We start from the raw sequence: 23,017 nt of genomic DNA on the forward strand, positions 1-23,017 counted from the left end.
TGCGGTCACTCCTTGACGAGGCTGGTGTCGACGTGGTCGGCGAGGGTCGGCTCGGGGGTGAGCACACCGATGCCGTGCATGGTGTCGCCGACCTCCTGCACGGACCGGATCACCGGCTCACTCACCGGCAGCAGTTCGCTGTTGGCCTGGTCGACCAAGTCCTTGGCCACCGTGGCCGAGGCTCCGTTGGTGTGCTGGATGGCCTTGGCGTATTCCGCGGGGTGCCGGCGGGACCAGGCCAGCGCCTTGTCGAGCCGGCGCAGATAGTCGGTGATGGCCTTCTTCTTCGCCGGGACTTCAAGGGCCTGCTCCGAGGCCCCGATGAAGCCGTAGCCGCTGACCCGCCCGTTCGCCCCGTTGACCAGGAGACGGCCCCCGTGCTGCTCGGCCACCGTCTTGTACACGCCGAACGTGGCCCACGCCTCGACCTTGCCGGAGGTGAAGGCGGCCTGTGCGTCGGTGGGTAGCAGGTACTGCACACGGACGTCCGAGTAGCTCAGCCCCGCCTGCTCCAGCGCGTGCGCCAGCAGATACTCGGCGATGGACCCCTTGGCCGAGGAGACGACGACCTTCTTCCCCTTGAGGTCCTTGACGCTCTTCACCGGTGAGTTCTCGCGGACCACGATCCCGGTGTGGGTGCCGTCGTTGTGCAGCGCCCCGACGGCCTTGACGCGTACCCCGCCGGCGAGTGCCTGGAGGGTGGGCAGATCGGCGGCGTACGAGGTGTCGGCGGCCCCGGCCTGCACGGCCTGGAACAGCGGTGCGGCGCCCTCGAATTCGGCCCACTTCACCTTGTACGGCGTTCCCTTGAGGGCGCCGGAGGCGTCGAAGAGCGTCTTCAGGTTCTTGGCCTGGTCACCGAGGGTCAGTGTCACCTTCGACGGATCGGTCTCGGACGCCGCCCGGCTGTCGCCCGCGCACGCGCTGGTGGCGAGGAGGGCGGTGAGCGACAGCGCGGCGCCGAGCGCGCGTGCCGCGACCGAAGCCTTGCGGTTCCCAACGTTCAAGCAGGTCAAGCGGTTCATGCGGTCACCTCTTCCCGATGGTGCGAAAGCGCCGAGGCGTCGTCGACGCCCAGCCGTCGCAGGAGTTCGCCGCGCAATGCCACGAAGTCGGGGGAGCCGAGGTCGCGCGGGCGGTCGAGGCCCACCCGCGCCTCGTAGGCGATGCGCCCGCCGTCCATCACCAGCACCCGGTCGGCCAGCAGCAGCGCCTCCTCGACGTCGTGCGTGACCAGCAGGATCGAGCAGCGGTGCCGCTGCCACAGATCGGCCACCAGCCGCTGCGCCTTGCCGCGGGTGAGCGCGTCCAGCGCGCCGAACGGCTCGTCCAGCAGCAGCAGTTCGGGTTCGTGCACCAGCGCACGGGCCAAGGACACGCGCTGGGACTGACCGCCGGAGAGCGTCCGGGGCCAGGCACCCGCGTACTCCTCGATGCCGACCTCGGCCAGATACCGCTCGGCGAGCGCGCGGTCCCCGCGCGGCAGACCGAGCACGACGTTGTGCCACACCCGCAGCCACGGCATCAGCCGTGGCGACTGGAAGGCCACCGAGCGCCGCTCCGGTACGTCCACTTCGCCCTCGGTCTCGCTGTCCAGCCCGGCGAGGATCCGCAGCAGTGTCGACTTCCCGCAGCCGCTCTGGCCGAGCAGGGCCACGAATTCGCCCTCGCGGATGGTGATGTCGAGCCCGTCGAGCACCGTCTTGTCACCGAAGGCGCGGGTCAGTCCGCGGACCTTCACGCTGTTCGTGCCGTTCACCGCGGTCATGCTCCCTCCCCTTCGAACGAGGCGCGCCAGTCCAGCAGCCGCCGGGACAGCAGCCGCACCGCGAAGTCGCAGAGCAGCCCGAGCACCGCGTACACGGCCAGGCACAGGACGATGACGTCGGTTTGGAAGTACTGCTGGGCGTTGCTCATCAGATAGCCGATACCGGCGTCCGCGTTGACCTGCTCGGCGAAGACCAGGGCCAGCCACGCGGTGGACAGCGCGTATCGCAGCCCGACCAGCGCGCCGGGCAGCGCGGACGGCAGGATCACGTACCGGATCAGTCCGATGCGGCCCAGGCCCACCATCCGCCCGGCCTCGATCAGCTGCGCGTCGGCGGAGCGGATGCCGCCGTAGATGTTGAAGTACAGCGGGTAGGTGACACCGAGCGCCACCAGCGCGATCTTCGGTGTTTCGTCGATGCCGAACCAGACGATGAACAACGGGATCAGGCCCACCCAGGGGATGGCCCGGAACATGCCCATGGAGGCGTCGATGACGTCCTCGCCCAGCCGGAACAGCCCGGCGGTGAGTGACAGGGTGAGCGCCACGGCCGCACCGATGAGGAAGCCGAGGGCCGCGCGACGGCCGGAGGCGGCGATGGCCTGCGGCAGCTCACCGGTGCCGATGAGGTCCGCCCCACGCCGCACGACGTCGATGGGGGAGGCCAGCACGGACTCGGGGAGCACGCCCGTAGCGGCGGCCAGGAACCAGAGCAGCAGCAGCCCGAGGGGCCCGGAGGCCCGCCGGATCCCGCGCGGCACCCGCAAGCGGGGCCGGGACCGGGTGCGCCTGGCGGCGGGGCGGGATGTCCGCGCAACGGCGGGCTCGGCGGGCGGAGTCGAGTCCTCCGCCGCACCGGGGGGTGGGGGTGCGGAGGTGTGCGGGGGCGGTGAGGCCCCGGACACAGGGGAGTGCGGGGAGGGCATGATGCGGCCTCTCGGTCGGGAAGTGTTCACAGGAGATGTGCGGGCGGCGGATCAGCCCGGCGTCGCGCCCACGGCCGCGGGGCGCGCGGTGTCGGCGGACCAAGCGGACCAGGAGCCGGGGTAGAGCGCGGCCGTGATGCCGACGCGGGCCAGGGCCGCGACCGTGTGGGCCGCGGTGACGCCGGAGCCGCAGTAGACACCGACCTTCGTCGTGTCGTCGGCGCCCAGCGCGGCGAAGCGCCGCGCGAGTTCCTCCGCGCTGTGGAATGTGCCGTCCGGCGCCAGGTTGTCGCCCGTCGGTGCGGACAGGGCGCCGGGAATGTGCCCGGCGCGCGGATCGACAGGCTCGGTCTCGCCCCGGTACCGTTCGGCTGCCCGCGCATCCAGCAGTACGCCGGTGCGCGCCACCTCGGCTGCCACGTCGGCATCGAGCACCGGCAGTTGCCCCGTGATGAGCACGACATCCCCCTCGGCCGGCGGGGCGGGCTCGCCCGTCTCGACGGGCAGTCCGGCCGCGCGCCACGCGGCCAGCGCCCCGTCCAGCAGCGAGACCCGCTCGACCCCGGCCCACCGCAGCAGCCACCAGGCGCGAGCGGCGGCGGTGTTGCCGTTGTCGTCGTACACCACCACCGGCCGGCCGGTGGTGAGTCCCCAGCTGCGCGCGGCCCGCTGCAAGGCGACGGGGTCCGGCAGCGGATGGCGGCCGCTCTCCGGGGTGGGAGGAGCGGCGAGTTCGGTATCCAGGTCGACGTACACCGCGCCGGGGATGTGCCCGGCGAGGTAGCGGTCATGGCCGTGCGGATCGCCGAGCCGCCACCGTACGTCCAGGACGACGGGCGCCGGATCACCGTGGAACAGCCGGGAGTACAGCTCGGCCGGAGTGGTGAGGACGGGGGCGCTCATACGAGGTCCTTTGTGACGGCGATGGGTGCCAGACCGGAATCCAGCCGCAGCCGCTCCAGGAAGAGGACCACCGTGGCGGCGGCGGTGCGGTGGGTCACGTCGTTGAGGACGTCGTGCCGCGTGCCGGCCAGGCTCACCAGCTCCGCGCCGGGCTGGCCGCGGAACACATGGCGGACCTCACCGAGGGGGCTGACGGTGTCCTCGGCACCGTGCAGCCCGAGCACCGGAACGGAGATCCCGTCCAGCACCGGCGACTCCGGTGCCGACGAGCCCGCCAGGGCGCCGCGCCGAAAGTCCGCGTCGGCGGTCAGCCTGCCCCGGTGCGTGGGGCAGGCGGTGCGTCGCTCCAGTTCGTCCTCCCAGTCCGAAGCGGCCACCTCGGTGGAGTGCGGCCGGGTCGGCAGTCCGGCGAGGATCAGCGCGTCCAGCCCGGGCGGCTCGAGGGCGGCGAGCCGCGCCGCGTGGGACGCCCCGGTGTCGGAGCCGACCAGTACCCGAGGGCCGGGGAGTGTCTCGTCGCGCAACAGCTTGATGGCCGTCTCGGTGATGGCCTCCGGGTCGGACGAGGCGTCCCCCAGGGCACGGACGCGATAGCCGTCGGCGGAGATCCGGTGGCCGAACCGCTCGTACACACCGCCGTGTTCGCCCCGCCCCGGAAGGAGCACGAGCGTGCCACGCGGGGCGATTCCGGCTGGTTCGTCCCATGAGCGGACAGGCTGAGCAGAGGACATGAGAACTCGATTCATCGACAGCGACGCCCGCCCCAACGAGCGAGGCGGAGCGGCCGTGCGGGTGCGGAGGCGCGGAGGCGCGAATGGGAAAGGGTGAGGCGAAGGCAGGAAGCACATGCCGACGCGCGAGGAGACGCACATGCGACGGCGAACGTGCGACGGCGAACGTGCGGCGGCGAACGTGCGGCGGCGAACGGGCGAAGGCCTGGCGGCGAGCGCCCGGGAAGCCGTCGGTCAGCGACAGCGCATGGCGCCGGTACGGCCGAAGTCGACCACGCGTCGCCGGGTCAGCCAGGCGCACGTGGCGCGGCACACCACCGGTCCGGCGGCCGAAGGCCCGGAACCGGTGCGGTGCGTGCGCGGCCTACGGGCCGCCACGAGCGGTGTGCGTGGCATGACCTCAGAATGCACGAGCCCGGAGTCGGCCGTCCAACGATGATTTGCCATCAAAACCGATCGTGGTTCGCGATCGATCGGTGCTAGCCTGCACACATGCTGCCGGTACTGGACATCGTGGCGTTGCGCAGCCTCATCGCCGTCGCCGAATACGGAGGGTTCCACCGCGCCGCCGGCGCACTCGCCCTCAGCCAATCCACCGTCAGCCAGCACATTCGGCGGCTGGAGAAAACACTCGGACGCCCCATCGTCGAACGCGACGGCAGGAAAACCCGGTTCACCGCCCACGGCACCCGACTGCTGGAAGAAGCCCAGCAGATCGTCGGCGCACACGACGCCGCCCTCCGCCGGCTGATGGGGGAGGACCGGCCCGACGAAGCGCCCGTCGCCATCGGCGCCACCGAGCACGGCGCCGACCAGATCCTTCCCGTACTCACCGCGGCCGTACGCGACACCCGGCCCGGCGCCGAGGTCCGCGTGCGCATAGACCGCTCGGCACGGCTGACGGACGCCGTCGCACGTGGCGAACTCGACCTCGCCGTCTACGTCACCGAGGCGGCACAGGCCCCGGGTACCCCGGTGGGCGAACTCCCCCTGCGCTGGTACGCCGCCCCGGGCTGGAAACCACCCGCCGCCCCCGCCCCCTTGCCGCTGGTCGCCATCAGCGACCCGTGCGTGATCCGCCGCCGCGCACTGACCGCGCTCGCCTCCCACCACACACCCGCCACCGTGGTCGCCGAGGCCGGGTACCTCGCCGGAGTCCTGGACGCGGCCCGCGCCGGACTCGGCGCCGCGCTGCTCGCCATCCCCGGCAGCCCGTACCCCGACGGCCTCACGCCACGCCACGACCTCCCCGCCGTCCCCCCGGTCCGCCTCAGCGCCCGGGCCCGCAGCGGCTTCGACCCTTCCCTGACCCGCGCCACCATCGAGGCGGTACACGCCCTGCTCACCTCCCGCGAGGCGGACACCGCGGGGTGAGCCGACGCCGCATCGGCAGTCTCGTCGTCCGGCGGGACGGTTGCGGACCGGCGCGTGTGCTCAGGCGCTTCGGACGCGGCGGATGAGGAGGTACATCTCGCAACCGAGGCAGTAGCCGAAGGCCGCGTTGAGGAAGGCCGCTGCCAGGGCCAGCCCGGTCGCGGCCATGCCCAGCCAGTGATCATCGGCGAGGTGGCCGACGGTGCCGACGAGGCCGAAGGCGAAGCCGACGCCCTGGGCGGAACGGGGTGGCCTGGCGTCCCTCCAGCTCGTTCGGCGGGGAGAGCCTGGGACGAATGGCGACTTGGTACAGCCAGCCGTACGGAGAGTACAGCAGGCCGGCGAACGCACCGACCGCGAAAATCACGGTTTGCAGGGCGAGCAGCGCACTGCTGCCGGTGATCAGTGCGGAGCACAGGACGATGGTGGTGAGCGCGGCGGCGGACCGGGGGCCGCGCGGGTCGATCTGCATGGATCACGGTAGTCGCGTGGCATCGAGGGGCGATGGCCAGGTGGCGGCAGTCATCGCCCGGGCGACCGGGGCCTCCGTACGCTGTGGCAGGGGGTCGGCGCCGGGGAACAGGACCACCCCGGCAGCTCGACGCGGCGGGGTGGAGGCCCTGATCCCGGAAGAACACCGACTACCCTGCGGCGGCCCTGAGCGCCTCGCCGTCTCCGTTTGCGCGGGCCGCGCGGCGCAGCCGGGCCTCCGCCGGGTCGAGCACGGGGACGGCTGCCAGCAGGGCCTTGGTGTACGGGTCCTGGGGGGAGTCGTAGACCGTGTCCGACGGCCCCTCCTCGACGACGGCGCCCCGGCGCATGACCGCGACCCGGTCGCTGGCCTGCCGCACGACCGCGAGATCATGGGCGATCAGTACCAGAGCGAGCCCGAGGTCGCGCTGGAGCTGTGCCAGGAGGTCCAGGACCTGTGCCTGGGTGCTGACGTCGAGCGCGGAAACCGGCTCGTCGCACACGATGAGCTTGGGTCCGGGCGCGAGTGCCCGGGCGATGCCGACGCGCTGGCGCTGACCGCCGCTGAACTCGTGTGGATAGCGGTGGTACCACCGTGGGTCGAGCCCGACGCGTTCCAGGAGTTCCCGTGCGCGGCGGGTGATCTCCGCGTCGGTGAGAGTTCCGGTGGCGCGCAGCGGGTCGGCGACGGACTCGCCGATGCTGCGGCGCGGATTGAGCGAGGAGACCGGGTCCTGGAACACCATCTGCAGGTCGCTGTGGACGCCGGTCAGCTCGCGCCCCCGGTAGCGGACGATGCCATCACTTGGCTCCAGCAGACGGACCAGCATCCGGCCCAGTGTGGTCTTGCCGCTGCCGGACTCGCCGACGATGCCGAGGGTCTCACCGGGCGCCACGGTCACCGACACACCGTCCACAGCGACCGTTCGGTCCTTCCGGCGTCCGAACTCCCTGCGCACCCGCACCGCTTCCAGCAGCGTGTCTTCGCCGGAAGCCGAGGGGCCACCAGTGGCGAGGGCGGCCATCGGCGCCCGCCGGGTCTCCATGCGGGGGACGGCGGCCAGCAGTTCCCGGGTGTACGACTGCCGCGGGGACGTGAGGACCGTGCCGACCGGGCCGCGCTCGACGGCGCGTCCGTCCTTCATGACCAGCATCTCCTCCACACTGCCCGCCACCACACCCAGGTCGTGGGAGACCAGGACCAGGCCCATGCCGGTCTCCGCGCGAAGGTCGTGCAGCAGGTCGAGGATCTGGGCCTGGACCGTCACGTCCAGGGCGGTGGTCGGCTCGTCGGCCACCAGCACCCGTGGCTCGCAGGCGAGCGCCATCGCGATCAGGGCACGCTGCCGCATGCCGCCGCTGAACTCGTGCGGCCGGGAGCGGGAGCGGCGTGCCGCATCGGGGATGCCGACCCTGTCCAGGACGGTCACCGCGCGATGCCGCGCGGCTCGCCGGGAGACGCCCGGGGCGTGTGTCCGGTGGACCTCGGCGATCTGGTCGCCGATGGCCATATAGGGATCGAGGGAGGACAGCGGGTCCTGGAAGACCATCGCTGCGACGGAGCCGCGCAACCGTCGCAGCTCCCGCACGGGCGCGGTGCCTACGTCGATGCCGCCGACCCGTACGGTGCCGGTCAGGTGTGCTCCGGTGCCGCGGTGGAGGCCCAGCAGCGCCGCGGCGACCGTGCTCTTCCCGGACCCGGATTCGCCCACGATGCCGAGCGCCTGCCCGGCGCCGAGCCGGAAGGAGATGCCGTCGACCGCGCGCACGGACTCCGTACCCGTGGGGAAGCCGACCGTCAGTCCTTGGACGTCGACCAGCGGTTCAGCGGTCTCGGCGGCCGGACCCGCCGGCTGCTCCGGGGTCATGACAGGACCACCCTTCGGTCGGCCAGGGCGTAGAGGATGTCCGCGACGGCGTTGGCGAGGACCACCGCGGCCCCGATCACGAGAACCACACCGACGACCACCGGCAGGTCGACGGAGTGCACGCTGTCGACGAGGAGCCGGCCCAGGCCGGGCAGACCGAAGAGCTGCTCGGTGAGCATCGCGCCGCCCATCATCTGCCCTACGTCCACGGCGGTCAGGGCGATCACCGGGGGCAGCGCCCCGCGCAGCGCGTGCCGGGTGACGACGGCGCGTTCACTCAGTCCGTAGGCGCGGAAGGTGCGGATGTGGTCCTCCGCGAGGACCTCGAGGGTGGAGGAGCGGGTGAGACGGGCGTACTTCGCGCTCTCGAAGAGGCCCAGTGTCAACCAGGGCAGCAGCATGTTCCAGGCCCACTGCTCGGGATCCTGGGCCAGCGGAACGTACGACGGGAACGGCAGCCATTGCAGATAGGCGCACGCGGCCATGAGCAGCAGCAGGCCCAGGATGAAGACCGGGGTGCCGGTTCCGGCCAGCGTGAGGACGGTCAGCACGCGCTCGGTCGCCCCGCCACGGCGCAGCGCGGACAGCAGACCCGTGCCGAGACCCAGTACGAGCCACACCGTCATCGCGCCGAAGGCGAGCGAGGCGGTGGCCGGAAGCCCCGCCACGATCAGCGAGGTGACCTGCTGGTCGTTCTGGTGGGACAGGCCCAGGCAGGGTGCGGCGCAGTGCTGCACAGAAGTGCCCGTCGAGTAGTCGCGTCCCGCGAATATGCCCTGCAGGAAGTGCAGATACTGGGCGTACGCCGACTCGTCCAGTCCCAGTTGCTCGCGCACCTGCGCCACCTGGGCCGGGTTGCAGCGCTCGCCGCAGGCGAGCTGGGCGGGGTCGCCGGGGACGAGATAGAAGAGCGCGTACAGGACGACGGAGAGCACCAGCAGTACGAGTACGGCGCCCAGCAGGCGTTTCGCCGCGAAGCGCAGGCCCGGAAAACGGTCAGTCACGGGTCGTCTCCTTGCGGGTGCCCACCCGAAGGCGGCTCGCCTCACGAGGGTCGAGTGCGGTGCGTACCGCGTCGCCAAGGACCGTGAAGGCGAGGACGGTCACGAACAGCAGCCCGGACGGCAGCAGGACGTACGCCGGGTCGGCGCGGAACCAGGTGGTCGCCGTCGACAGCATCTGGCCCCACGAGGGCGCGGGCGGCTTCACGCCGATGCCGAGGAACGACAGTGAGGCCTCCAGCACGATGTTGGACGGAAGGAGGATGGCCGCGTAGGTGATGACGGGCGCCGCGAGCGACGGCAGCAGCTCCCGCCGCACCACGCGCAAGGGACCCGAGCCGCCCAGCCGGGCCGCGGCGACGAAGTCGAGGCGACGCAGGGCCAGGGTCTGGGCCCGTACCAGGCGGGAGGTGCCGCCCCAGTTGAGGACGCCCATGACGAAGACGAGCAGCAACGGGCGCGGAAAGTCCTCGGGCACCACGGTGGTCAGCGCGATCGCGAGGACCAGCATCGGCAGTGCCACCATCACATCGGTGATCCGGCTGAGGACCCGGTCCGCCCATCTGCTGCCGAGCGCCGCGGCCAGGCCCACGCTCACACCGATCAGCACCTGCAGCAGCGTCGCCCCCGCCGCCACGAGCAGCGAAACCCGGGCGCCGTACAGCAGCCGGGCGAACAGATCGCGGCCGGTGCCCGGTTCGACCCCCAGCCAGTGGGCGCCGCTGACGCCGCCGAAGGAGCCTTGCGGGGCTCCGCCGCTCGCGGAGTCGACCAGCTCGTCGTGGTAGGTGTACGGGTCCTGTCCGCTGAGCGCCGCGAGCAGCGGCGCGGCGAGTGCGGCGAGGATCAGCGTGGCGAGCACCGCCCCCGCGATGACGGCCGAGGGCCGGGTGCGCAGCCTGCGCCACACACCGCGGGCCCCGGCCGCCGGGCCCGGGGCGGCCGGTTCGCCCGCCCCGGTGACCAACGCGTCCTGCACGGCCATTACTTGACCGCCACCTGTGAGATGTCGAGGACGCCGGTCCAGTCGCTGATGACGACGTGTCGGATGTCCTTGCCGACCAGTCGCTGGTAGACCGGGTGGTAGAGCGGCACCGTGAGGGCCTGTTCACCGATCTTCTTGTCCAGCGCGCCCCAGCGCTTGGCCGCGGCGTCCAGGTCGGTGAGTCCGCTGATCTCGTCGATCTCCTTGTTGACCGCGGGGTCGTCGAGCTGGGCGTGGTTGAAGTTGGCGCCGTCCTTGACGATCTGCCGCCCGTCGAAGATCGGGGCGAGGAACGGGTAGCCGGCGGGCCAGTCGGCGCCCCAGCGGGAGAGGAAGAACCCGGGGCTGCCCTTGGCGTCCCAGCGCTTCTCGTTGTAGGCGTTGCCCTCCAGGCCCTTGAGCTTCACCGTGATGCCGGCCTTCGCCAGGGACTGCTGGACGGCCGCGGCGACCTTGGGACCCATCTCGCCCTCCTCGGTGGAGTGGGTGAGGGTCACGGTGAGCCCGTTGCCGTAGCCGGCCTTCTTCAGTACCTCCCTGGCCTTCGCGGGATTGCCGTTCTTACCTGCCGGGAAGTGGTCGTACGGCGTGTAGCCGAAGGCCTTCTGGTTCGGCAGGAAGGTGGTGGCCGGCTCGGCGAGCGAGGAGCCGCCCACGGCGTTGACGACGCTGCTGCGGCCGATCGCGTACGAGATCGCCTGCCGTACCCCTGGCTTGTCGAACGGCTTCACCTTCGGGTTGAACGCCAGGTAGTCGGTGTAGCCGAAGTGGCCGATGCCGACCCGGGACTTCAGTGCCTTGTTCTGGCCGATCTGGGCCAGCTCGGCGGGGCCGAGGTTGGTGTCCGTCGTGATCGCTCTCGCGTCATCGCCCGAGCTGGTCGACAGCCGCTGGTTGATGACCGCCGCGTCGAGCCCGGAGCGTACGTCGATGGTGTCCGGGTAGGCCTTGCGCTGGTCGTCGACCTTCTCCGACCAGTGCGGATTGCGCTCAAGCTGGAGCCGTTCGCCATCGTTGGTGTTCTTGACGACCTTGTACGGCCCGGAGGAGATCGGGTGCTTCTCGTACGCGGTGCCGGTGTCCTTGTCCTTGGGCACCGGCGCGAACTGGGTCTGGGTCGCCAGGTAGGGGAAGTCGCCGACTGGCTTCTTCAGCTTGAAGACGATGGTCCGTTCGTCCGGCGTCTCGATGGAGTCGAGCGTCTTCTTGCCCTTGCCGGACTTGTAGGGGCCCTGATACGTGTCGCCACCTATCAGCCAGTCGCGCAAGTACGGTGCCCCGCCGGACAGTTCGGCGGCGAAGGACCGCTCCACGCCGTACTTGATGTCGGCGGACGTGATGGCGGACCCGTCCTCGTACTTCAGTCCCTTCTTCAGTGTGTACGTCCACACCGTGGCGTTCTTGCTGGGGGTGCCGAGGCCCGTGGCGAGGTCGGGGACCACTTTCGTACCGGCGGCACCGGCTGCTCGTTTGCGGGTGGTCAGCGTACGGAAGACGAGCGAGGGAACATTGCCCCCGCCGGAGGTGTACAGGCGGGCCGGGTCGAAGTTCGCCTGGGTCTCGGAGTTGAGCACGGTGAGCTCGCCGCCCTTGGTGGCCTTCCCACCGCTCTCTGCGGAACTCGCTCCGTTGTCCTTCGGCCCGGAGCACGCCGCGAGCCCTCCGAGAACGACCAGGCTGATGGTCGCCACGCTGGCGCGCTGGAATACCGGTCTGCGTTTACGCATGGTGTGTGGATGCCTTTCGAGGCGGAGGGTGCGTCGGAAGGCATCGAAAGCAGCTGGAGGAGGACGCTGAGCCGCGCGAACCGCACCGACGACACGGGAGAAGTGGTGTGCCGGACCGGGCTCGACGGGTGACAACCTCGACGGGTGACAACCTCGACGGGTGACAACGGAGCTGCGGGCAGCCCCTTTTTCGAGCCCGTGGCTCAGCGACAGTCGACGTCGGACACCGCATGCGCGTGCACACCGATGAGCGCCAGGCGGAAGCCGGCGTGTTCGGAGACGCGGTGACTCGACATGAGGAGAAGACTGGACGATCGGGCCGCACGAGACAACATAGTTTCACTATGCGAGACAAGGTGTCCGTATGGCGGCTGACGTGCTTCAGGGCTCATTCGGAAGCATGGAATATCCGCTCATGGCGAGAACCGCCTTCCGGGGTGGGGTCGCCGGGCTGGGGTTCGGATGTGCGCCGGGCCCCGCGCGGCGCGGTAAGCAGGTGGGATGCGCTCGCTCCGGCGATGGCCACCACGAGCATGAGCAGCGGCTGCGGGTTGGATCAGGCTGACCGCGACGGCGGACAGCAGCGCCGTCACCGCGGGCTGGATCACGGTCGCCGGGATCCGGGCGGACAGGGCCGAGCCGACCAGCACCCCGGGAATCCCGCCGACCAGCACCGAACCGGTCAGCGCGAACTGCACCTCGCCGAAGAGCAGGTGGCCAACCGTGGCGGCGCCCACCAGTGGAATGGCCTGCACCATGGCGGTGCCGATGAGGTGGTTCGGCCGCAGTGTCGGGTAGACCAGCAGCAGCAGGGCGATGATGACCGAGCCCGAGCCGACCGAGGTCGGTCCGACGACGAAGCCGCCGAGGATTCCGATGAGCACGGTGAGCACCGGCCGGACACGCGGGGCGGAGCCGGAGCTCTGCGTCTGGTTCGCGTGACGGTCGAGCCTGTGCCGCTCGAAAAGTCATCGCTGCATGTCATGCCGCGTATCTGTACTCGTTGATGAGGCCGCCGAGGATCCGGGTGCGCAGGACTTTGCCGGTGCTGAGGCCAGGCGCCGCGGCGGGGTGTTCGTGGGCGCCGGGTGGTAGCTGGTTTGGTCGAGGGCTTCGCGTCGGATGCTGCCGATGATGCGCTCGCAGTGCGCGTTCATGCGGGGAGCGCGGGGGGCACTTTCGAGGATCTCCATCTCCTCGGCCTGGAAGACAGCGTCGAAGGCCCCCCGTACTTGCCACCGCGATCGCGTAACAAGAGGCGCAGTGTCTCGATGCGTATGCCCAGGTCGGCGGTAAGATTCCGTGCCTGCTGCACCGCCCGGTCCCGGGTCGGGTGGGCGGTGACCCCGGTGATGTGCAGCCGCCGGGTCCCCTGCTCGAGGAACACCAGCGCGTACAGCCGTCTGCCGAGCGCGGTGTCGATGTGGAAGAAGTCTGCGGCGACGATGCCCTCGGCTTGCGCGGTCAAGAACTCGCGCCAGGTGGGACCTGAACGACGTGGCGCCGGATCGAAGCCCGCTGCGTGCAGGATCTCCCAGACCGTCGAGGCGGCGATCCGATGCCCGAGTCGGGTCAACTCCCCTTGGATCCGTCGGTGCCCCCACCGCGGATTCTCTCGGGCCAGCCGCATGACGAGCGCCTTGATGGCGGCCGGGGCGGGCGGTCGTCCCGCGACGGAGGAGCACCGCTGGAACGGTCAGCAGCTTCCGGGTCACCTTGTACAGCAAGGAAACGATCACGCGGACATGGTCCCAGCGGTCTGGCCACACCTCGCCCGCCTGCGGCGATGACTTTTCGAGCGGCACAGGCTGCGTCCACTTCTGCTTCACCAGACGCCGGTGCCACGCCAGCAGGGTGCGCGGGGAGACGATCCGGCGTTCGCGCAGGGCTTGAGGGATCAGCCGGGTCAGAACGGCGAGCAGCGCGCGGTCCGGCCAGCCGGGCTTGGGCGCGGTGACCTGTCGACGCAGAACCGCGAGCTCGTGCCGAAGGATCAGTATCTCCTCATTCTTGGCCGCAGAAGATCGAGACATCAGGAACAGCCACGCGAAGATTCGCGTGCCGATGAGGTAGACAAGTCGAACCAGCACGAGGACTGATCATGCCGGATACCTGCTGGTCAGTTGCGTTGCCTCAGGTCAAACCCGGTGAAGCCATTTTGGAGCGCTACGGGGCATGGACCACCCACCGCCGGGACGAACGCCCGAACCGCCGCCCATGAGCACCCCTATCCGCGCACCTTATGTCCCGTCGACGTCAGGGCGCGACCTTCCGGTCCTGCATGCACCAGTGTCTGCTTGAGCCCCACGCTATCGCCGCTGCTATGGAGACCGCTGCGAGCGCCACCCAGCCGAGCGCTCGAACTCCGGCGCTGGCAAGCACAGCGCCACCAGCCAGGGCACCTCCACCGATTCCCAGATTGAAGGCGGCGACGTACCAGGACGAGGCTGTGTCGTGAGCTGTGCCGGCGATGCGCAGAACTGTCGCCTGCAAGCACACCGGTGCGGCTGCGAAGGCCATCCCCCAGACGGCGACAGCCGCCACGGTGACGGGTATCAGCGAAGCTCCGAATGCCAACAGGCCGATCGCCAGCGCCATCGCCCCAGTGGTCCCGAATATGGCGGCAGACGGCGCGCGGTCCACCCAGAGACCCGCAAGCCACGTGCCGCCGAGCCCTGTCACACCGTACGTCGCCAGGAGCGCGCTCACTCCGGCGCCGTCCGGTATCCCCGTGCTGTGGAGCAGTGGGGTGACATAGCTGTACAGCGTGAAGTGGCCAAGCACGAGCACCATCGTGGTCATCACCAACGGGAGGAGACCGGGCAGGCGCAGTGCATGAGGGCCTCGGCCGGCTTGTTGTGGATTTCCTGGAACCGGCGGAAGCACCCTCATGGCCACTGTCAGCACCAGCAGCGCGGCGAAGGCCACCAGCCAGAAGGCCGCTCGCCAGCCCACAGTGCCGCCCAGCGCAGCGGTCAGGGGCACGCCGAGGACCAATGCTCCCGAGTTCCCGGCGAAGACGACCGCCGTTGCTCTGCCCGGTCGCTCCGTAGAGGCGAGGGCTGCGGCGTAACCGGCCACGATGGACCAGAACACGCCGTGCGCGGCACCGCAGACGAGCCGGGCAACAGCCAGCAGCGCAAAATTCGTCGCCGCACCGGAGAGGACCGCACCCACGGCGAAGATCCCCACGACCGCGAGAAGGAGGCGCTTCCTCGGCCAGCTCGCGGTCCAAGAGGTCAACGCTGTCGCAGTCATTGCCACCGTGAAGGCATAGGCCGTGAGCAGCATCCCCGTCCGGGACTCGGACACCTCCAGACTCGTGCTGATCGCGGACAGCAACCCAACAGGGAGCATCTCCGTGGTGACCACGATGAAGGTGGCCAGGGCAAGGACCGCCAGGCCGCCGCGGTGCTCTCCCATGGGAACACGCGGAGCTACGGCCTGGCCCTGCACGTCCTTGGTGGTCATGCGGACATAGGGCCAAGAGACGCCACGAAACGGCGTACGTGGCCGAGCCAGAGCGCCCGGTTGTCCGCGTCGAGGATGTGTCCCGCTCCGGGCAGTTCGATCAGCGTGGCCCCCTGGATTCCCGCAGCGAGGCGGCGGGAACTCTCCGGAAGCACCAGACGGTCTCCCGTCGGCGCGAACACGAGGGTGGGGGCCGTCACGCCGGTGAGGTCGCCGCGGACGTCCACGCGGGAGACAAGGTCGAAGTGGTCGAGCATGCCGGGAGGCATCGACGCCTTCACCTGCGCCACCGCCTCCTCCATCTCGGTCGGCGACAGCCCGTTCAACTGGCTCTCGGACAGGCACGCCAGGAAAGCCAGCCGGGCCACCTCCTCCCACTCGCCCGCCTTGCCGAGAAGGGCGATCAGTTGGGAGGCGTGTGCGAGGACCGGATCGGCCACGGGAAACCCTGCCGTGAGCACCAGTCCTGTCACCCGTTCGGGATGGCGGGTCGCGGCGCGCACCGCGATGGCAGTCCCCAGGGACTCTCCGAGGATGACGAACGTCTCGTGCCCGCGCGCCACAGTGGAGGCGACAAGGGCGTCTGCGAGCTCGTCGGGATCGAGCGGTTCCGTTGCGACCGGTGTGCTGCCCGCTCCTGGGTAATGCGGACCGATCAGCGTGTGGTCCCGCGCCAGATCGTCGAGCACCAGCCCGAAGTTGCCTTCGATACCGCCGCCGGCACCGTGCGCCAGCAGCAGGGCAGGGCCGCTGCCCTGCACGTACACATCAAGATTCCGTTCAAGAACGGCCTGTTCAGCACTCATGGACACGACGCTAAACTCCGACACCAATGTCAGAGTCAAGTCGCCGGGAGAGGCAGCACCCCATGCGTATGAAGGAGATGGTCCAGCGGACTGGAGTGCACGAACGACTCCTGCGCTACTACGAACAGCAGGGGCTGCTCGCCCCGACCCGACTTCCCAGCGGATACCGGGAGTACAGCGACGCAGACGTGGAGGCAGTGCGCCGTATCCGTAACCTCCTGACGGCCGGTCTGTCCACCACCGTGATCGCTCAAGTTCTGCCCTGTGTTGCCGACGACAGCGACCGCCTGGTCCCTACGTGTCCGGACCTGGTCCGCCGACTCCAAGGCGAACGGCAGCGGATTACACAGGAGATCGAGGCTCTTCAGACATCGAGGGCCATGCTGGACACGGTGCTCGACGCAGCTCCGTCAGCCTTCGCGAGCGAACAGCCTACGGGGTGTAGCACCCTCCCCGGCAGCCGCTTGATCTGCTCGGAATAGCCGGCCTGCCAGCCCGGATGAACTCCGCCAGGGCCGTGAAGACGTGGAAGACCAGGCGGTCGCCGGGCGTGGTCGTGTCGAGCGCTTCGTACAGCGAGGTGAATCCGATGCCGCGCTTGCGCAGGCCGGACACGATCGCGATGAGGTCCTGGATGGAGCGGCCGAGCCTGTGGGTGCCGGAAACGGTGTCACTCTATGCGACCTGCGTGTATTCGTGGATGAGGCCGTCGAGTCGAAGGACTCGAGTGTTGTCGGTGGCGGTGGGTGGTTCGGGCTCGCTGAGTAGGTCCGGCGCCCGTTGTCCGAGGGATCGGTGTGGCCGGTGTTGGTTGTAATGATCTGTGTACTCACTGACGACGAGGCGTAGGTGGCGCTCTCCCGTGATCAGGATGCGGTCGGTTGCCTCGCGTCGGCATGGGCCGATCCAGCGTTCCGCGATGGCGTTCATCCGGGGTACCTGGGGCAGCGTTGGAAGGACGTGCACGCCGATGGCCTGGAAGATGGCGTCGAAGTTGTCGGTGAAGTATGCGCCGCGATCCCGGATGAGGAACTTGATCGACTCGGCGTGGTCGCCGGGGTCCATGAGGTAGTTCCGGGCTTGCTGGGTGATCCAGGGGCCGGTCGGGTGTCGGGTGATCGAACCAGCGCGTTTTGCTCCTTGTCAGTCGGGGGCGAGGACGCCGGGGCGCCGTTGTTCCGTCCAGATGTACTTGCCTGTTGCGGTGAACCGGGCGCCCCAGCGGTAGGAGAGGGCGGCGACGAGCTGCAATCCCCGGCCGCCCTCGTCGTTGTCGCCGGCGTGCCGGATGCGAGGGGTGGCCGGGCTGCCGTCGGACACTTCGCAGATGAGGGTCCGGCCGCGCAGCATACGCAGATGGACCGGCCCGTCGGCGTGCCGGATCACGTTGCCGACCAGCTCGCTGACGAGCAGCTCGGTGGTCATCGACAGCTCCTCCAGGTCCCAGTCGCCCAACTGAGCGCGCACCAGTTTGCGGGCCTGGCCTGCGGCTAGGGGGTTCTCCGGCAATGACCAGGAGGCCATGTCGCCCGGGTCCAGTGCATGGGTGCACGCCACCAGCAGGGCCGCGTCGTCGAGGTGCGGTTCCCCGAGCGGCAGCAGATTCGCGGTGACTCGGTGACAGAGGTCTTCGAGACGCACGGAGTCGCCGCCCGGGCCCGACGGGTACGGGGTGTGACCCGTCGGCGGGCGGGATGCGGCCGCGGTGACGGAACGGCCGAGCTCTGCCATGCCCGCGTCGATGTCCGTAGCGGGCGACTCGACCAGCCCGTCGGTGTACATCACCACTAGGCTCTCGGGGGGCAGCACGAGTTCCACGGTGTGCAGCGGAGGCTGGACCAGGCCGAGCGGGGGGCTCGGATCAAGGGGCGGGAAGTAGGCGCTCCCGTTCGGGTGGAGGATCGCCGGCGGCGGATGACCGGCGCTGGCGAAGGCGAGCGTGCAGTTCGTCGGGTCGTAGACCGCGTACAGGCATGTGGCGCTGGAGGCGCCGCCGAGGGTGTTGACCAGGCTGTCGAGGCGGGTGAGTAGTTCGTCGGGCGGCACGTCGAGATCAGCCAGGGTACGCACGGCGGCTCGCAGGCGTCCCATGGTGACAGCCTCGGAGACCCCGTGACCCATGACATCGCCGATGACGAGGGCCACGCGTTCGGACGGCAGGGGGATGACGTCGTACCAGTCGCCGCCGACTTCGGCGTCCGGACCGGCCGGGATATATCGGGCCGCCGCGGAGACCGCCGGGAGCACCGGTAGCGTCTGGGGTAGCAGGCCCCGCTGGAGTTCCTGGGCCCGGGAGTGCTCGGCGTCGTAGAGCCGGGCGCGTTCGAAGGCATGGGCGACCAGTCCGGCCAGCGCGACCAGCAGCGTGCGTTCCTCGTCCTTCAGGGTCCGGGGAGTGTCGAAGGCGATGACGCAGTAGCCGACGGACCGGCCCGAGGCGATCAGGGGCAGGAACGCCCACGCCTGTTTGCCGCCCCGGGCGCGTAGGTCGGACAGGTGCGGATATCGTTTGTCGTATTCGCGGGCCGATGAGATGAACATCGGGGTGCGGCTGCGCAGCGCGTCCGTGGCGGGCGACATGGCGTCGAGACCGATGGTGTCGAACAAGTCGATGAACTCCTTCGGATAGCCGAAGGACCCGACCACGTGCAGCCGCCGCCCGTCGATGGCCGCGGTCACCAGGGCGGTCGCGCCGAAAAGCGGGAGGACGGGGACGGCCATCGCCTTCACGACGTCTGAGACGGTGAGTGCCTGGGCAAGTCCTTCGGTGAGTTCGGCGATCCGGGCGGCGCGTTGCTCCATCCTCTGTGCCGCGCTGATCTGCTCCGCCGGGTCCGGTTTCCCGGTGTTCCCAGCCAGGAAGCCGTCAGGCGTGGGCCGCAAGGGTTTTTCCGTGGCGTCGCGCGTGGCCCTGGTCCAAGTGACGTCCCAGACGGTTCCGGCCAGCCGGGCCACGCCGCCTCCGGTGCCGGGTGCGGCGTGGCCGCGGCCTTCGACCCACGCCGTTCCGCCGTCCGGGCGGTGCACCCGGTACTCAGCGACGTAGTCGCCACCGCCCGCCACGGCGTGCTCGGCGGCAGCGCGCGTGACGGGGGCGTCGTCGGGGTGCACGGCGGAGAACCAGGTTTCGGCCCGTTCGTCATAAGTGTCCCGGCTCAGCCCCATGACCCACAGTGCGGTGTCGTCGGCGACAACCCGGTCGGCACCTGGGTCCCAGTCCCAGAGTCCGACGTTCATCTCCCGGATGTTCTCCGGGACGCGTGAGAAGGGGTTCGGTCGCCGTACCGCAGGGAGGGTTCCGGTGGCGACGTGGAGCCAGCGGTCGTCGGTCGCGGCTGCCAGCTCACCGAGAAACCGCTGGTCAGAACCGGACAGCGGCTCCGGCAGCGCCATGAGCACGCTCAGCACACCCTGCGGGTGCCCGGGCCCGGTCAGCGGAACGCCGATCACTCCGGCGGCCAGGGGGAATGCCCTCCAGCGGGGCGGACGCGACGGATCGAGAGGCAACCTGACCAATCGCCCCTCGCGGAGGGCCACCACCGGGCCGTCCCGTGCGGCAGACGGCAGTTCCTCCCGGGCTCCGGCCTCTTCCAGCGGCAGGCCGTCCCGCGCGGCAGCCGCTTGCGGCGGCGAATCCTCCCGCCTGCCTGCCACGTCAAGCGGCAGATCGTCCCAGGCTCGGGCCGCGTCCGGTGACAAGCCGCATGCAGCGACCAACCGGAGCCGGTCGCCTTCACGCACGTGGGCGACGCCGCCGAGGCCACCGAGTCCAGCCACCACCTGATGGAGGACGAAAGGCAGAAGCTCGGCCTCGCTCAGGGCGCCGACGGCCGCCGCCATGCGCAGCCTCGGTGCGTCCGGCTCCACCTCCTGGGACCCCGAGTGCTCTTCGTCCACCACTGACTCCCGGTCCTGTTCTCCGGTTCGCATAGGCATTATATCCGCTGATTTTACAGCAAACAGCTCTTATCATTTCATTCGCTTCAGATGATGTTGGCGCGAAGCAGGAACTCGCAGGCCAGCCGTACCGGCGGATTGAAGGTTCCCCTTGATCGTGGACATCTGGAGACTGGGACGAGGTTCCAGAGGGAGTAGTGCCAGGTGAGACGTCAGTACTCGAAGCGGTATTCGGAGGAGTCCCAAGCGGGACGCGATCGCGTTGGCCCGCTCCTCCAGCAAGACGATCACGGAGGTCGCGCGGGATCTTGGGGTGAGTCCTGAGAGCCTGCGCGGCTGGGTCAAGCGTGACCGGATCGACCGCGGTGAGGGTGGGCCGGGCGAGCTGACCAGCGCCGAGCGTGAAGAGTTCACACGGCTGCGCCGGCAGAACGCCGAGCAGCAGAAGACGATCGAGATCCTGAGAAAAGCCGCGGCCTTCGTGCGTCCTGAACGGAAAGGAACTACCGATGTAGGAAGGTAGCGCCTAAGGGCTGTCCCGCAATCCCCAGCGGGCTCCCGACGCCAGCTACGGCCACTCGCTGCGTTGTGCTGCACAAGTGATGAGGGCCCCTCGGAGTCGCCCGGCGGAGGGGGCTCCAAACCGCCTCCGGTTGCATTGGCTGAAGACCGTCGTGATGAGCGCAGGAGGAAAGGCGTTTCTGTCGGAACGTCAGGTGGGGATCGGGGAGGCGAACGCAAGTGAACCACTGCTGAATGCTTGGACGGCATCAAAACCGAGGCTTGAAGGCGCCGAGGGGTGAGCCTGGCGGGCGATCCGCTTACTGGCCAGGCGGTGTCCGGCGTGAAGGTGGCGCCAGCCCGGTCTGCGGCACTCGTGCGGAACAGGAGAAGGCGTGCTCGTGCACGCTGGCGGACCGGCTCGTAGTAGCGAGGAAGCTCCTGTAATGGGGGTGGAGCGAAGGGGCCGGGGCGCTCGTGGCTCGTTCATTCGATCAACCGGACGTTCTCCGGGAGGAGTCTCATGGATGGGTTGAAGTCACCGGACAAGCCGTTCGAAATCTCGAAGTGGCTGGTAGAGGAGGCGTGGGAGAAGGTCAGGGCAAACAAGGGCGCACCGGGTGTGGATGAGGTGAGCGTGGCGGAATTCGAGAGGGATCTGCGAGGCAACTTGTACAAGATCTGGAATCGGATGTCATCAAGCGGCTATTTCCCGTCGCCGGTGCGCATGGTGGAGATTCTGAAGCCCCAGGGGGGCGTCAGGGTGCTGGGCGTTCCGACTGTGAGGGATCGTGTCGCGCAAACCGTCGTGGCCATGGTGCTGGAAAGGAAGGTCGAGCCGATCTTCCATCCGGACTCCTACGGCTATCGGCCGAGGCGCGGGGCGATAGGCGCGGTAGGGACGTGCAGAATGCGGTGCTCGAAGTACGACTGGGTGATTGATCTCGACATCAAGGCGTTCTTCGATTCGGTACCGTGGCACCTGATGCTCAAGGCGGTGGACTCAGTGTGCGATCTGCCGTGGGTACGGCTGTGTGTCAAGCCATGGCTGGCAGCTCCTTTGGAGAAAGCCGATGGCACCCTCGAAGCGCGCACTCGGGGAACACCTCTGGGCTCGGCGGTCTCACCCGTCCTGGCGGATGCGGCGGAGTTGGTCGGCGACCCTTCGCGCGTGGTGGCACGGAGTGGAAACAGCACCCCGTCTTTTCGCGCACTGGGTTTGGGTGACCGAGCCGTCGCGGATCTGGTGATCAGAGCATGTACGGTTCCGTGGGAGCCCGGGGGAGGTCCCCGGGCCACCCGACTTCGCCAGGGACAGCGACCGGTGAACGGGGTCCACCAGTTCATCGCCGCGGAGAAGGCCGTCTGACCGGTGACCCTGTTGTGCCGTGTCCTGGGCGTGGTCCGCTCCTCCATCTACGCCTGGCCGGAAGCCGAACAGGACCGGCGGGCACGTGAGCGAGCCGATGAGGCCCTGGCCCACGAGATCACCCTGATTCACCTGGCCTCGAAGGGCGCCTACGGTGTTCCGCGGGTGCACGCCGCGCTGCGGCGACTGGGCCGGCCGGTCAACCGCAAACGGGTGGAGCGGATCATGCGTGAACACGGGATCACCGGTGTCACACGCCGAAGACGCCGCTCGCTGACCCGGCCCGACCGGCAGGCCCGGCCGGCGCCCGACCTGATCGGCCGGGACTTCACCGCCACCCGCCCCGGCACCCGGCTGGTCGGAGACATCACCTACCTGCCCACGCATGAGGGCTGGCTGTATCTGGCCTGCTGGCTGGACCTGGCCACCCGCGAGGTCGTCGGCTACGCCATGGCCGACCACCACCGCGCCGAGCTGGTAGTCGACGCGCTGCGGATGGCCCACGGCCGCGGCAGCCTGGAACCCGGCTGCATCACGCACAGCGACCGCGGAAGCGAAGACACCTCAGCTCAATTCGGCGCCGAAACAGGCAGGTTGGGGCTCCGCCAGAGCACGGGCCGGACCGGCTCCTGCTTTGACAACGCCGCAGCCGGAAGCTTCTGGGCCGTGCTCAAGGAAGAGATCGGCACCCGGGTATGGCCGGACCGGGCCACCGCCCGCGCCGAGGTCTTCACCTTCATCGAGACGTTCTATAACCGGCGCCGCCTGCGCAAGCATCCAGTGTTCGGGTACCTCACACCCCTGGAGACACGACAGCGGTTCCGCAACGACCAAACACTCGCAGCGTAGAAGAAGAGTGTCCAGGATCACGGGGGAACTTCGCCTGAAGAAGTGCGGGTCTGTGGCCGAGTTACGCGGAGCGGCCGAATCCTGGTCGGGCGAGAGGTTCGGGGAGACCTGTGAGTCGAATGCCGGCGTGGGTCTTGTAACGCTTGTTGATCCCGATCAGTAGTGCGGTGATCCGTTCGCTGACACCGCTCATGTCCAGCGGGCCGCAGTCGACGGTGCGTAGCCCGGGGATGCGGTTGATGAGGTCTGCGGCCAGGGTCTTGTCGGCGGTGTGATCGCCGCAGAGGAGTACGTCCTCGTCCAGATGGAGGTCGATGTTCTGCAAGGTGGCGGCGCTGACGGTCTGCAGGGCCGAGACCAGGCTTGTGCC

19 protein-coding genes and 5 pseudogenes are annotated in these 23,017 nt (G+C 69.4%); 6 read left to right on the plus strand and 18 right to left on the minus strand.

Annotated features, from left to right (window positions below):
- Positions 1 to 5: 5 nt before the first annotated feature.
- Genes ASC60_RS35020 through ASC60_RS35040 form a run of 5 tightly spaced genes read right to left on the minus strand, consistent with a single transcriptional unit; the run spans position 6 to position 4,328 of the window.
- Complete coding sequence (locus ASC60_RS35020; protein WP_079038825.1) at positions 6 to 1,025, minus strand: ABC transporter substrate-binding protein; 1,020 nt, start codon at positions 1,023 to 1,025, stop codon at positions 6 to 8.
- On the minus strand, positions 1,022 to 1,768 hold the full coding sequence (locus ASC60_RS35025; protein ID WP_055557742.1) for an ABC transporter ATP-binding protein: 747 nt from the start codon (positions 1,766 to 1,768) through the stop codon (positions 1,022 to 1,024). Before ASC60_RS35025 ends, ASC60_RS35020 begins: the two co-directional genes overlap by 4 nt.
- Positions 1,765 to 2,694 (minus strand): ABC transporter permease, encoded by a 930-nt coding sequence (locus ASC60_RS35030; protein ID WP_055557743.1) that lies wholly within the window; start codon positions 2,692 to 2,694, stop codon positions 1,765 to 1,767. The genes ASC60_RS35025 and ASC60_RS35030 overlap by 4 nt, the downstream gene beginning before the upstream one ends.
- A 51-nt stretch (positions 2,695 to 2,745) precedes the next feature.
- Positions 2,746 to 3,597 carry a sulfurtransferase gene (locus tag ASC60_RS35035; RefSeq protein ID WP_055557744.1) on the minus strand — a complete coding sequence of 284 codons (852 nt, stop codon included), beginning with the start codon at positions 3,595 to 3,597 and terminating at the stop codon, positions 2,746 to 2,748.
- Positions 3,594 to 4,328, minus strand: a complete 735-nt coding sequence (locus tag ASC60_RS35040; protein ID WP_055557745.1) for an alpha/beta hydrolase — start codon at positions 4,326 to 4,328, stop codon at positions 3,594 to 3,596. Before ASC60_RS35040 ends, ASC60_RS35035 begins: the two co-directional genes overlap by 4 nt.
- Positions 4,329 to 4,820: 492 nt before the next feature.
- Between ASC60_RS35040 and ASC60_RS35045 the strand changes: the two genes are divergently transcribed.
- A complete protein-coding gene (locus tag ASC60_RS35045; RefSeq protein ID WP_055557746.1) occupies positions 4,821 to 5,702 on the plus strand; it encodes a LysR family transcriptional regulator in 882 nt (293 codons plus the stop codon).
- 60 nt (positions 5,703 to 5,762) lie between these two features.
- Here the strand turns inward: ASC60_RS35045 and ASC60_RS35050 are convergent.
- From ASC60_RS35050 to ASC60_RS35080, 7 genes and pseudogenes are all read right to left on the minus strand, one after another.
- Positions 5,763 to 6,174: pseudogene (locus ASC60_RS35050) on the minus strand (DUF4395 domain-containing protein).
- Between the two features lie 169 nt (positions 6,175 to 6,343).
- Positions 6,344 to 8,041 (minus strand): ABC transporter ATP-binding protein, encoded by a 1,698-nt coding sequence (locus ASC60_RS35055; RefSeq protein WP_055557747.1) that lies wholly within the window; start codon positions 8,039 to 8,041, stop codon positions 6,344 to 6,346.
- Positions 8,038 to 9,045, minus strand: coding sequence for an ABC transporter permease (locus tag ASC60_RS35060; RefSeq protein WP_234357261.1), 1,008 nt, complete (start codon positions 9,043 to 9,045; stop codon positions 8,038 to 8,040). Before ASC60_RS35060 ends, ASC60_RS35055 begins: the two co-directional genes overlap by 4 nt.
- The gene (locus ASC60_RS35065; protein ID WP_079038826.1) at positions 9,038 to 10,027 is read right to left on the minus strand and encodes an ABC transporter permease; all 990 of its coding nucleotides are present in this window, start codon (positions 10,025 to 10,027) and stop codon (positions 9,038 to 9,040) included. Before ASC60_RS35065 ends, ASC60_RS35060 begins: the two co-directional genes overlap by 8 nt.
- Positions 10,027 to 11,754 (minus strand): ABC transporter substrate-binding protein, encoded by a 1,728-nt coding sequence (locus ASC60_RS35070; protein WP_055557748.1) that lies wholly within the window; start codon positions 11,752 to 11,754, stop codon positions 10,027 to 10,029. Before ASC60_RS35070 ends, ASC60_RS35065 begins: the two co-directional genes overlap by 1 nt.
- A gap of 413 nt (positions 11,755 to 12,167) precedes the next feature.
- Positions 12,168 to 12,665, minus strand: a pseudogene (locus ASC60_RS35075) (sulfite exporter TauE/SafE family protein); the annotation flags it as partial.
- A 70-nt stretch (positions 12,666 to 12,735) separates the two neighbouring features.
- Positions 12,736 to 13,676, minus strand: a pseudogene (locus tag ASC60_RS35080) (integrase).
- Here ASC60_RS35080 and ASC60_RS42430 point away from each other — a divergent pair.
- On the plus strand, positions 13,593 to 13,853 hold the full coding sequence (locus ASC60_RS42430) for a hypothetical protein (RefSeq protein ID WP_199831134.1): 261 nt from the start codon (positions 13,593 to 13,595) through the stop codon (positions 13,851 to 13,853). The pseudogene ASC60_RS35080 and the gene ASC60_RS42430 sit on opposite strands and share 84 nt — an antisense overlap.
- Positions 13,854 to 14,010: 157 nt before the next feature.
- On the opposite strand, the gene ASC60_RS35085 is transcribed toward ASC60_RS42430, so the two are convergent.
- A complete protein-coding gene (locus tag ASC60_RS35085; protein ID WP_199831132.1) occupies positions 14,011 to 15,225 on the minus strand; it encodes an MFS transporter in 1,215 nt (404 codons plus the stop codon).
- Entirely contained in the window at positions 15,222 to 16,031 is an 810-nt protein-coding gene (locus ASC60_RS35090; RefSeq protein WP_055557767.1) for an alpha/beta fold hydrolase, read from the minus strand. The genes ASC60_RS35085 and ASC60_RS35090 overlap by 4 nt, the downstream gene beginning before the upstream one ends.
- 62 nt (positions 16,032 to 16,093) lie before the next feature.
- On the opposite strand from ASC60_RS35090, the gene ASC60_RS35095 reads away from it, so the two are divergent.
- Entirely contained in the window at positions 16,094 to 16,513 is a 420-nt protein-coding gene (locus ASC60_RS35095) for a MerR family transcriptional regulator (RefSeq protein WP_055557751.1), read from the plus strand.
- Positions 16,514 to 16,526: 13 nt separating this feature from the next.
- Here ASC60_RS35095 and ASC60_RS43500 read toward each other — a convergent pair.
- From ASC60_RS43500 to ASC60_RS35105, 3 genes and pseudogenes are all read right to left on the minus strand, one after another.
- Positions 16,527 to 16,682 (minus strand): annotated as a pseudogene (locus tag ASC60_RS43500) (recombinase family protein); the annotation flags it as partial.
- Positions 16,683 to 16,706: 24 nt separating this feature from the next.
- Positions 16,707 to 17,096: an integrase core domain-containing protein gene (locus ASC60_RS35100; RefSeq protein WP_055557752.1), complete on the minus strand. Its 390-nt coding sequence runs from the start codon at positions 17,094 to 17,096 to the stop codon at positions 16,707 to 16,709.
- A 78-nt stretch (positions 17,097 to 17,174) separates the two neighbouring features.
- Positions 17,175 to 19,928: a SpoIIE family protein phosphatase gene (locus ASC60_RS35105; RefSeq protein ID WP_234357263.1), complete on the minus strand. Its 2,754-nt coding sequence runs from the start codon at positions 19,926 to 19,928 to the stop codon at positions 17,175 to 17,177.
- A 256-nt stretch (positions 19,929 to 20,184) separates the two neighbouring features.
- Between ASC60_RS35105 and ASC60_RS35110 the strand changes: the two genes are divergently transcribed.
- The 3 genes from ASC60_RS35110 to ASC60_RS35120 all read left to right on the plus strand — a co-directional run bounded on the left by ASC60_RS35110 (position 20,185) and on the right by ASC60_RS35120 (position 22,647).
- Positions 20,185 to 20,451, plus strand: a complete 267-nt coding sequence (locus ASC60_RS35110; RefSeq protein ID WP_055557754.1) for a transposase — start codon at positions 20,185 to 20,187, stop codon at positions 20,449 to 20,451.
- A 501-nt stretch (positions 20,452 to 20,952) separates the two neighbouring features.
- Positions 20,953 to 21,798: a reverse transcriptase domain-containing protein gene (locus ASC60_RS35115; protein ID WP_055557755.1), complete on the plus strand. Its 846-nt coding sequence runs from the start codon at positions 20,953 to 20,955 to the stop codon at positions 21,796 to 21,798.
- 3 nt (positions 21,799 to 21,801) lie between these two features.
- Positions 21,802 to 22,647, plus strand: a complete 846-nt coding sequence (locus ASC60_RS35120) for an IS3 family transposase (RefSeq protein WP_055557756.1) — start codon at positions 21,802 to 21,804, stop codon at positions 22,645 to 22,647.
- A gap of 61 nt (positions 22,648 to 22,708) precedes the next feature.
- On the opposite strand, the pseudogene ASC60_RS35125 reads toward ASC60_RS35120, so the two are convergent.
- Positions 22,709 to 23,017, minus strand: a pseudogene (locus ASC60_RS35125) (NADPH-dependent F420 reductase); the annotation flags it as partial.

The organism is Streptomyces sp. NBRC 110028, assembly GCF_001417735.1.
Lineage (GTDB): Bacteria > Actinomycetota > Actinomycetes > Streptomycetales > Streptomycetaceae > Streptomyces.

What these genes read in the sequence shown, in the direction of transcription:
- ASC60_RS35020 (WP_079038825.1), bottom strand. Translation starts at nt 1,025, where the DNA reads ATGAACCGCTTGACCTGCTTGAACGTTGGGAACCGCAAGGCTTCGGTC.
- ASC60_RS35025 (WP_055557742.1), bottom strand. Translation starts at nt 1,768, where the DNA reads ATGACCGCGGTGAACGGCACGAACAGCGTGAAGGTCCGCGGACTGACC.
- ASC60_RS35030 (WP_055557743.1), bottom strand. Translation starts at nt 2,694, where the DNA reads ATGCCCTCCCCGCACTCCCCTGTGTCCGGGGCCTCACCGCCCCCGCAC.
- ASC60_RS35035 (WP_055557744.1), bottom strand. Translation starts at nt 3,597, where the DNA reads ATGAGCGCCCCCGTCCTCACCACTCCGGCCGAGCTGTACTCCCGGCTG.
- ASC60_RS35040 (WP_055557745.1), bottom strand. Translation starts at nt 4,328, where the DNA reads ATGTCCTCTGCTCAGCCTGTCCGCTCATGGGACGAACCAGCCGGAATC.
- ASC60_RS35045 (WP_055557746.1), top strand. Translation starts at nt 4,821, where the DNA reads ATGCTGCCGGTACTGGACATCGTGGCGTTGCGCAGCCTCATCGCCGTC.
- ASC60_RS35055 (WP_055557747.1), bottom strand. Translation starts at nt 8,041, where the DNA reads ATGACCCCGGAGCAGCCGGCGGGTCCGGCCGCCGAGACCGCTGAACCG.
- ASC60_RS35065 (WP_079038826.1), bottom strand. Translation starts at nt 10,027, where the DNA reads ATGGCCGTGCAGGACGCGTTGGTCACCGGGGCGGGCGAACCGGCCGCC.
- ASC60_RS35070 (WP_055557748.1), bottom strand. Translation starts at nt 11,754, where the DNA reads ATGCGTAAACGCAGACCGGTATTCCAGCGCGCCAGCGTGGCGACCATC.
- ASC60_RS35085 (WP_199831132.1), bottom strand. Translation starts at nt 15,225, where the DNA reads ATGACCACCAAGGACGTGCAGGGCCAGGCCGTAGCTCCGCGTGTTCCC.
- ASC60_RS35090 (WP_055557767.1), bottom strand. Translation starts at nt 16,031, where the DNA reads ATGAGTGCTGAACAGGCCGTTCTTGAACGGAATCTTGATGTGTACGTG.
- ASC60_RS35095 (WP_055557751.1), top strand. Translation starts at nt 16,094, where the DNA reads ATGCGTATGAAGGAGATGGTCCAGCGGACTGGAGTGCACGAACGACTC.
- ASC60_RS35100 (WP_055557752.1), bottom strand. Translation starts at nt 17,096, where the DNA reads ATGGACCCCGGCGACCACGCCGAGTCGATCAAGTTCCTCATCCGGGAT.
- ASC60_RS35115 (WP_055557755.1), top strand. Translation starts at nt 20,953, where the DNA reads ATGGATGGGTTGAAGTCACCGGACAAGCCGTTCGAAATCTCGAAGTGG.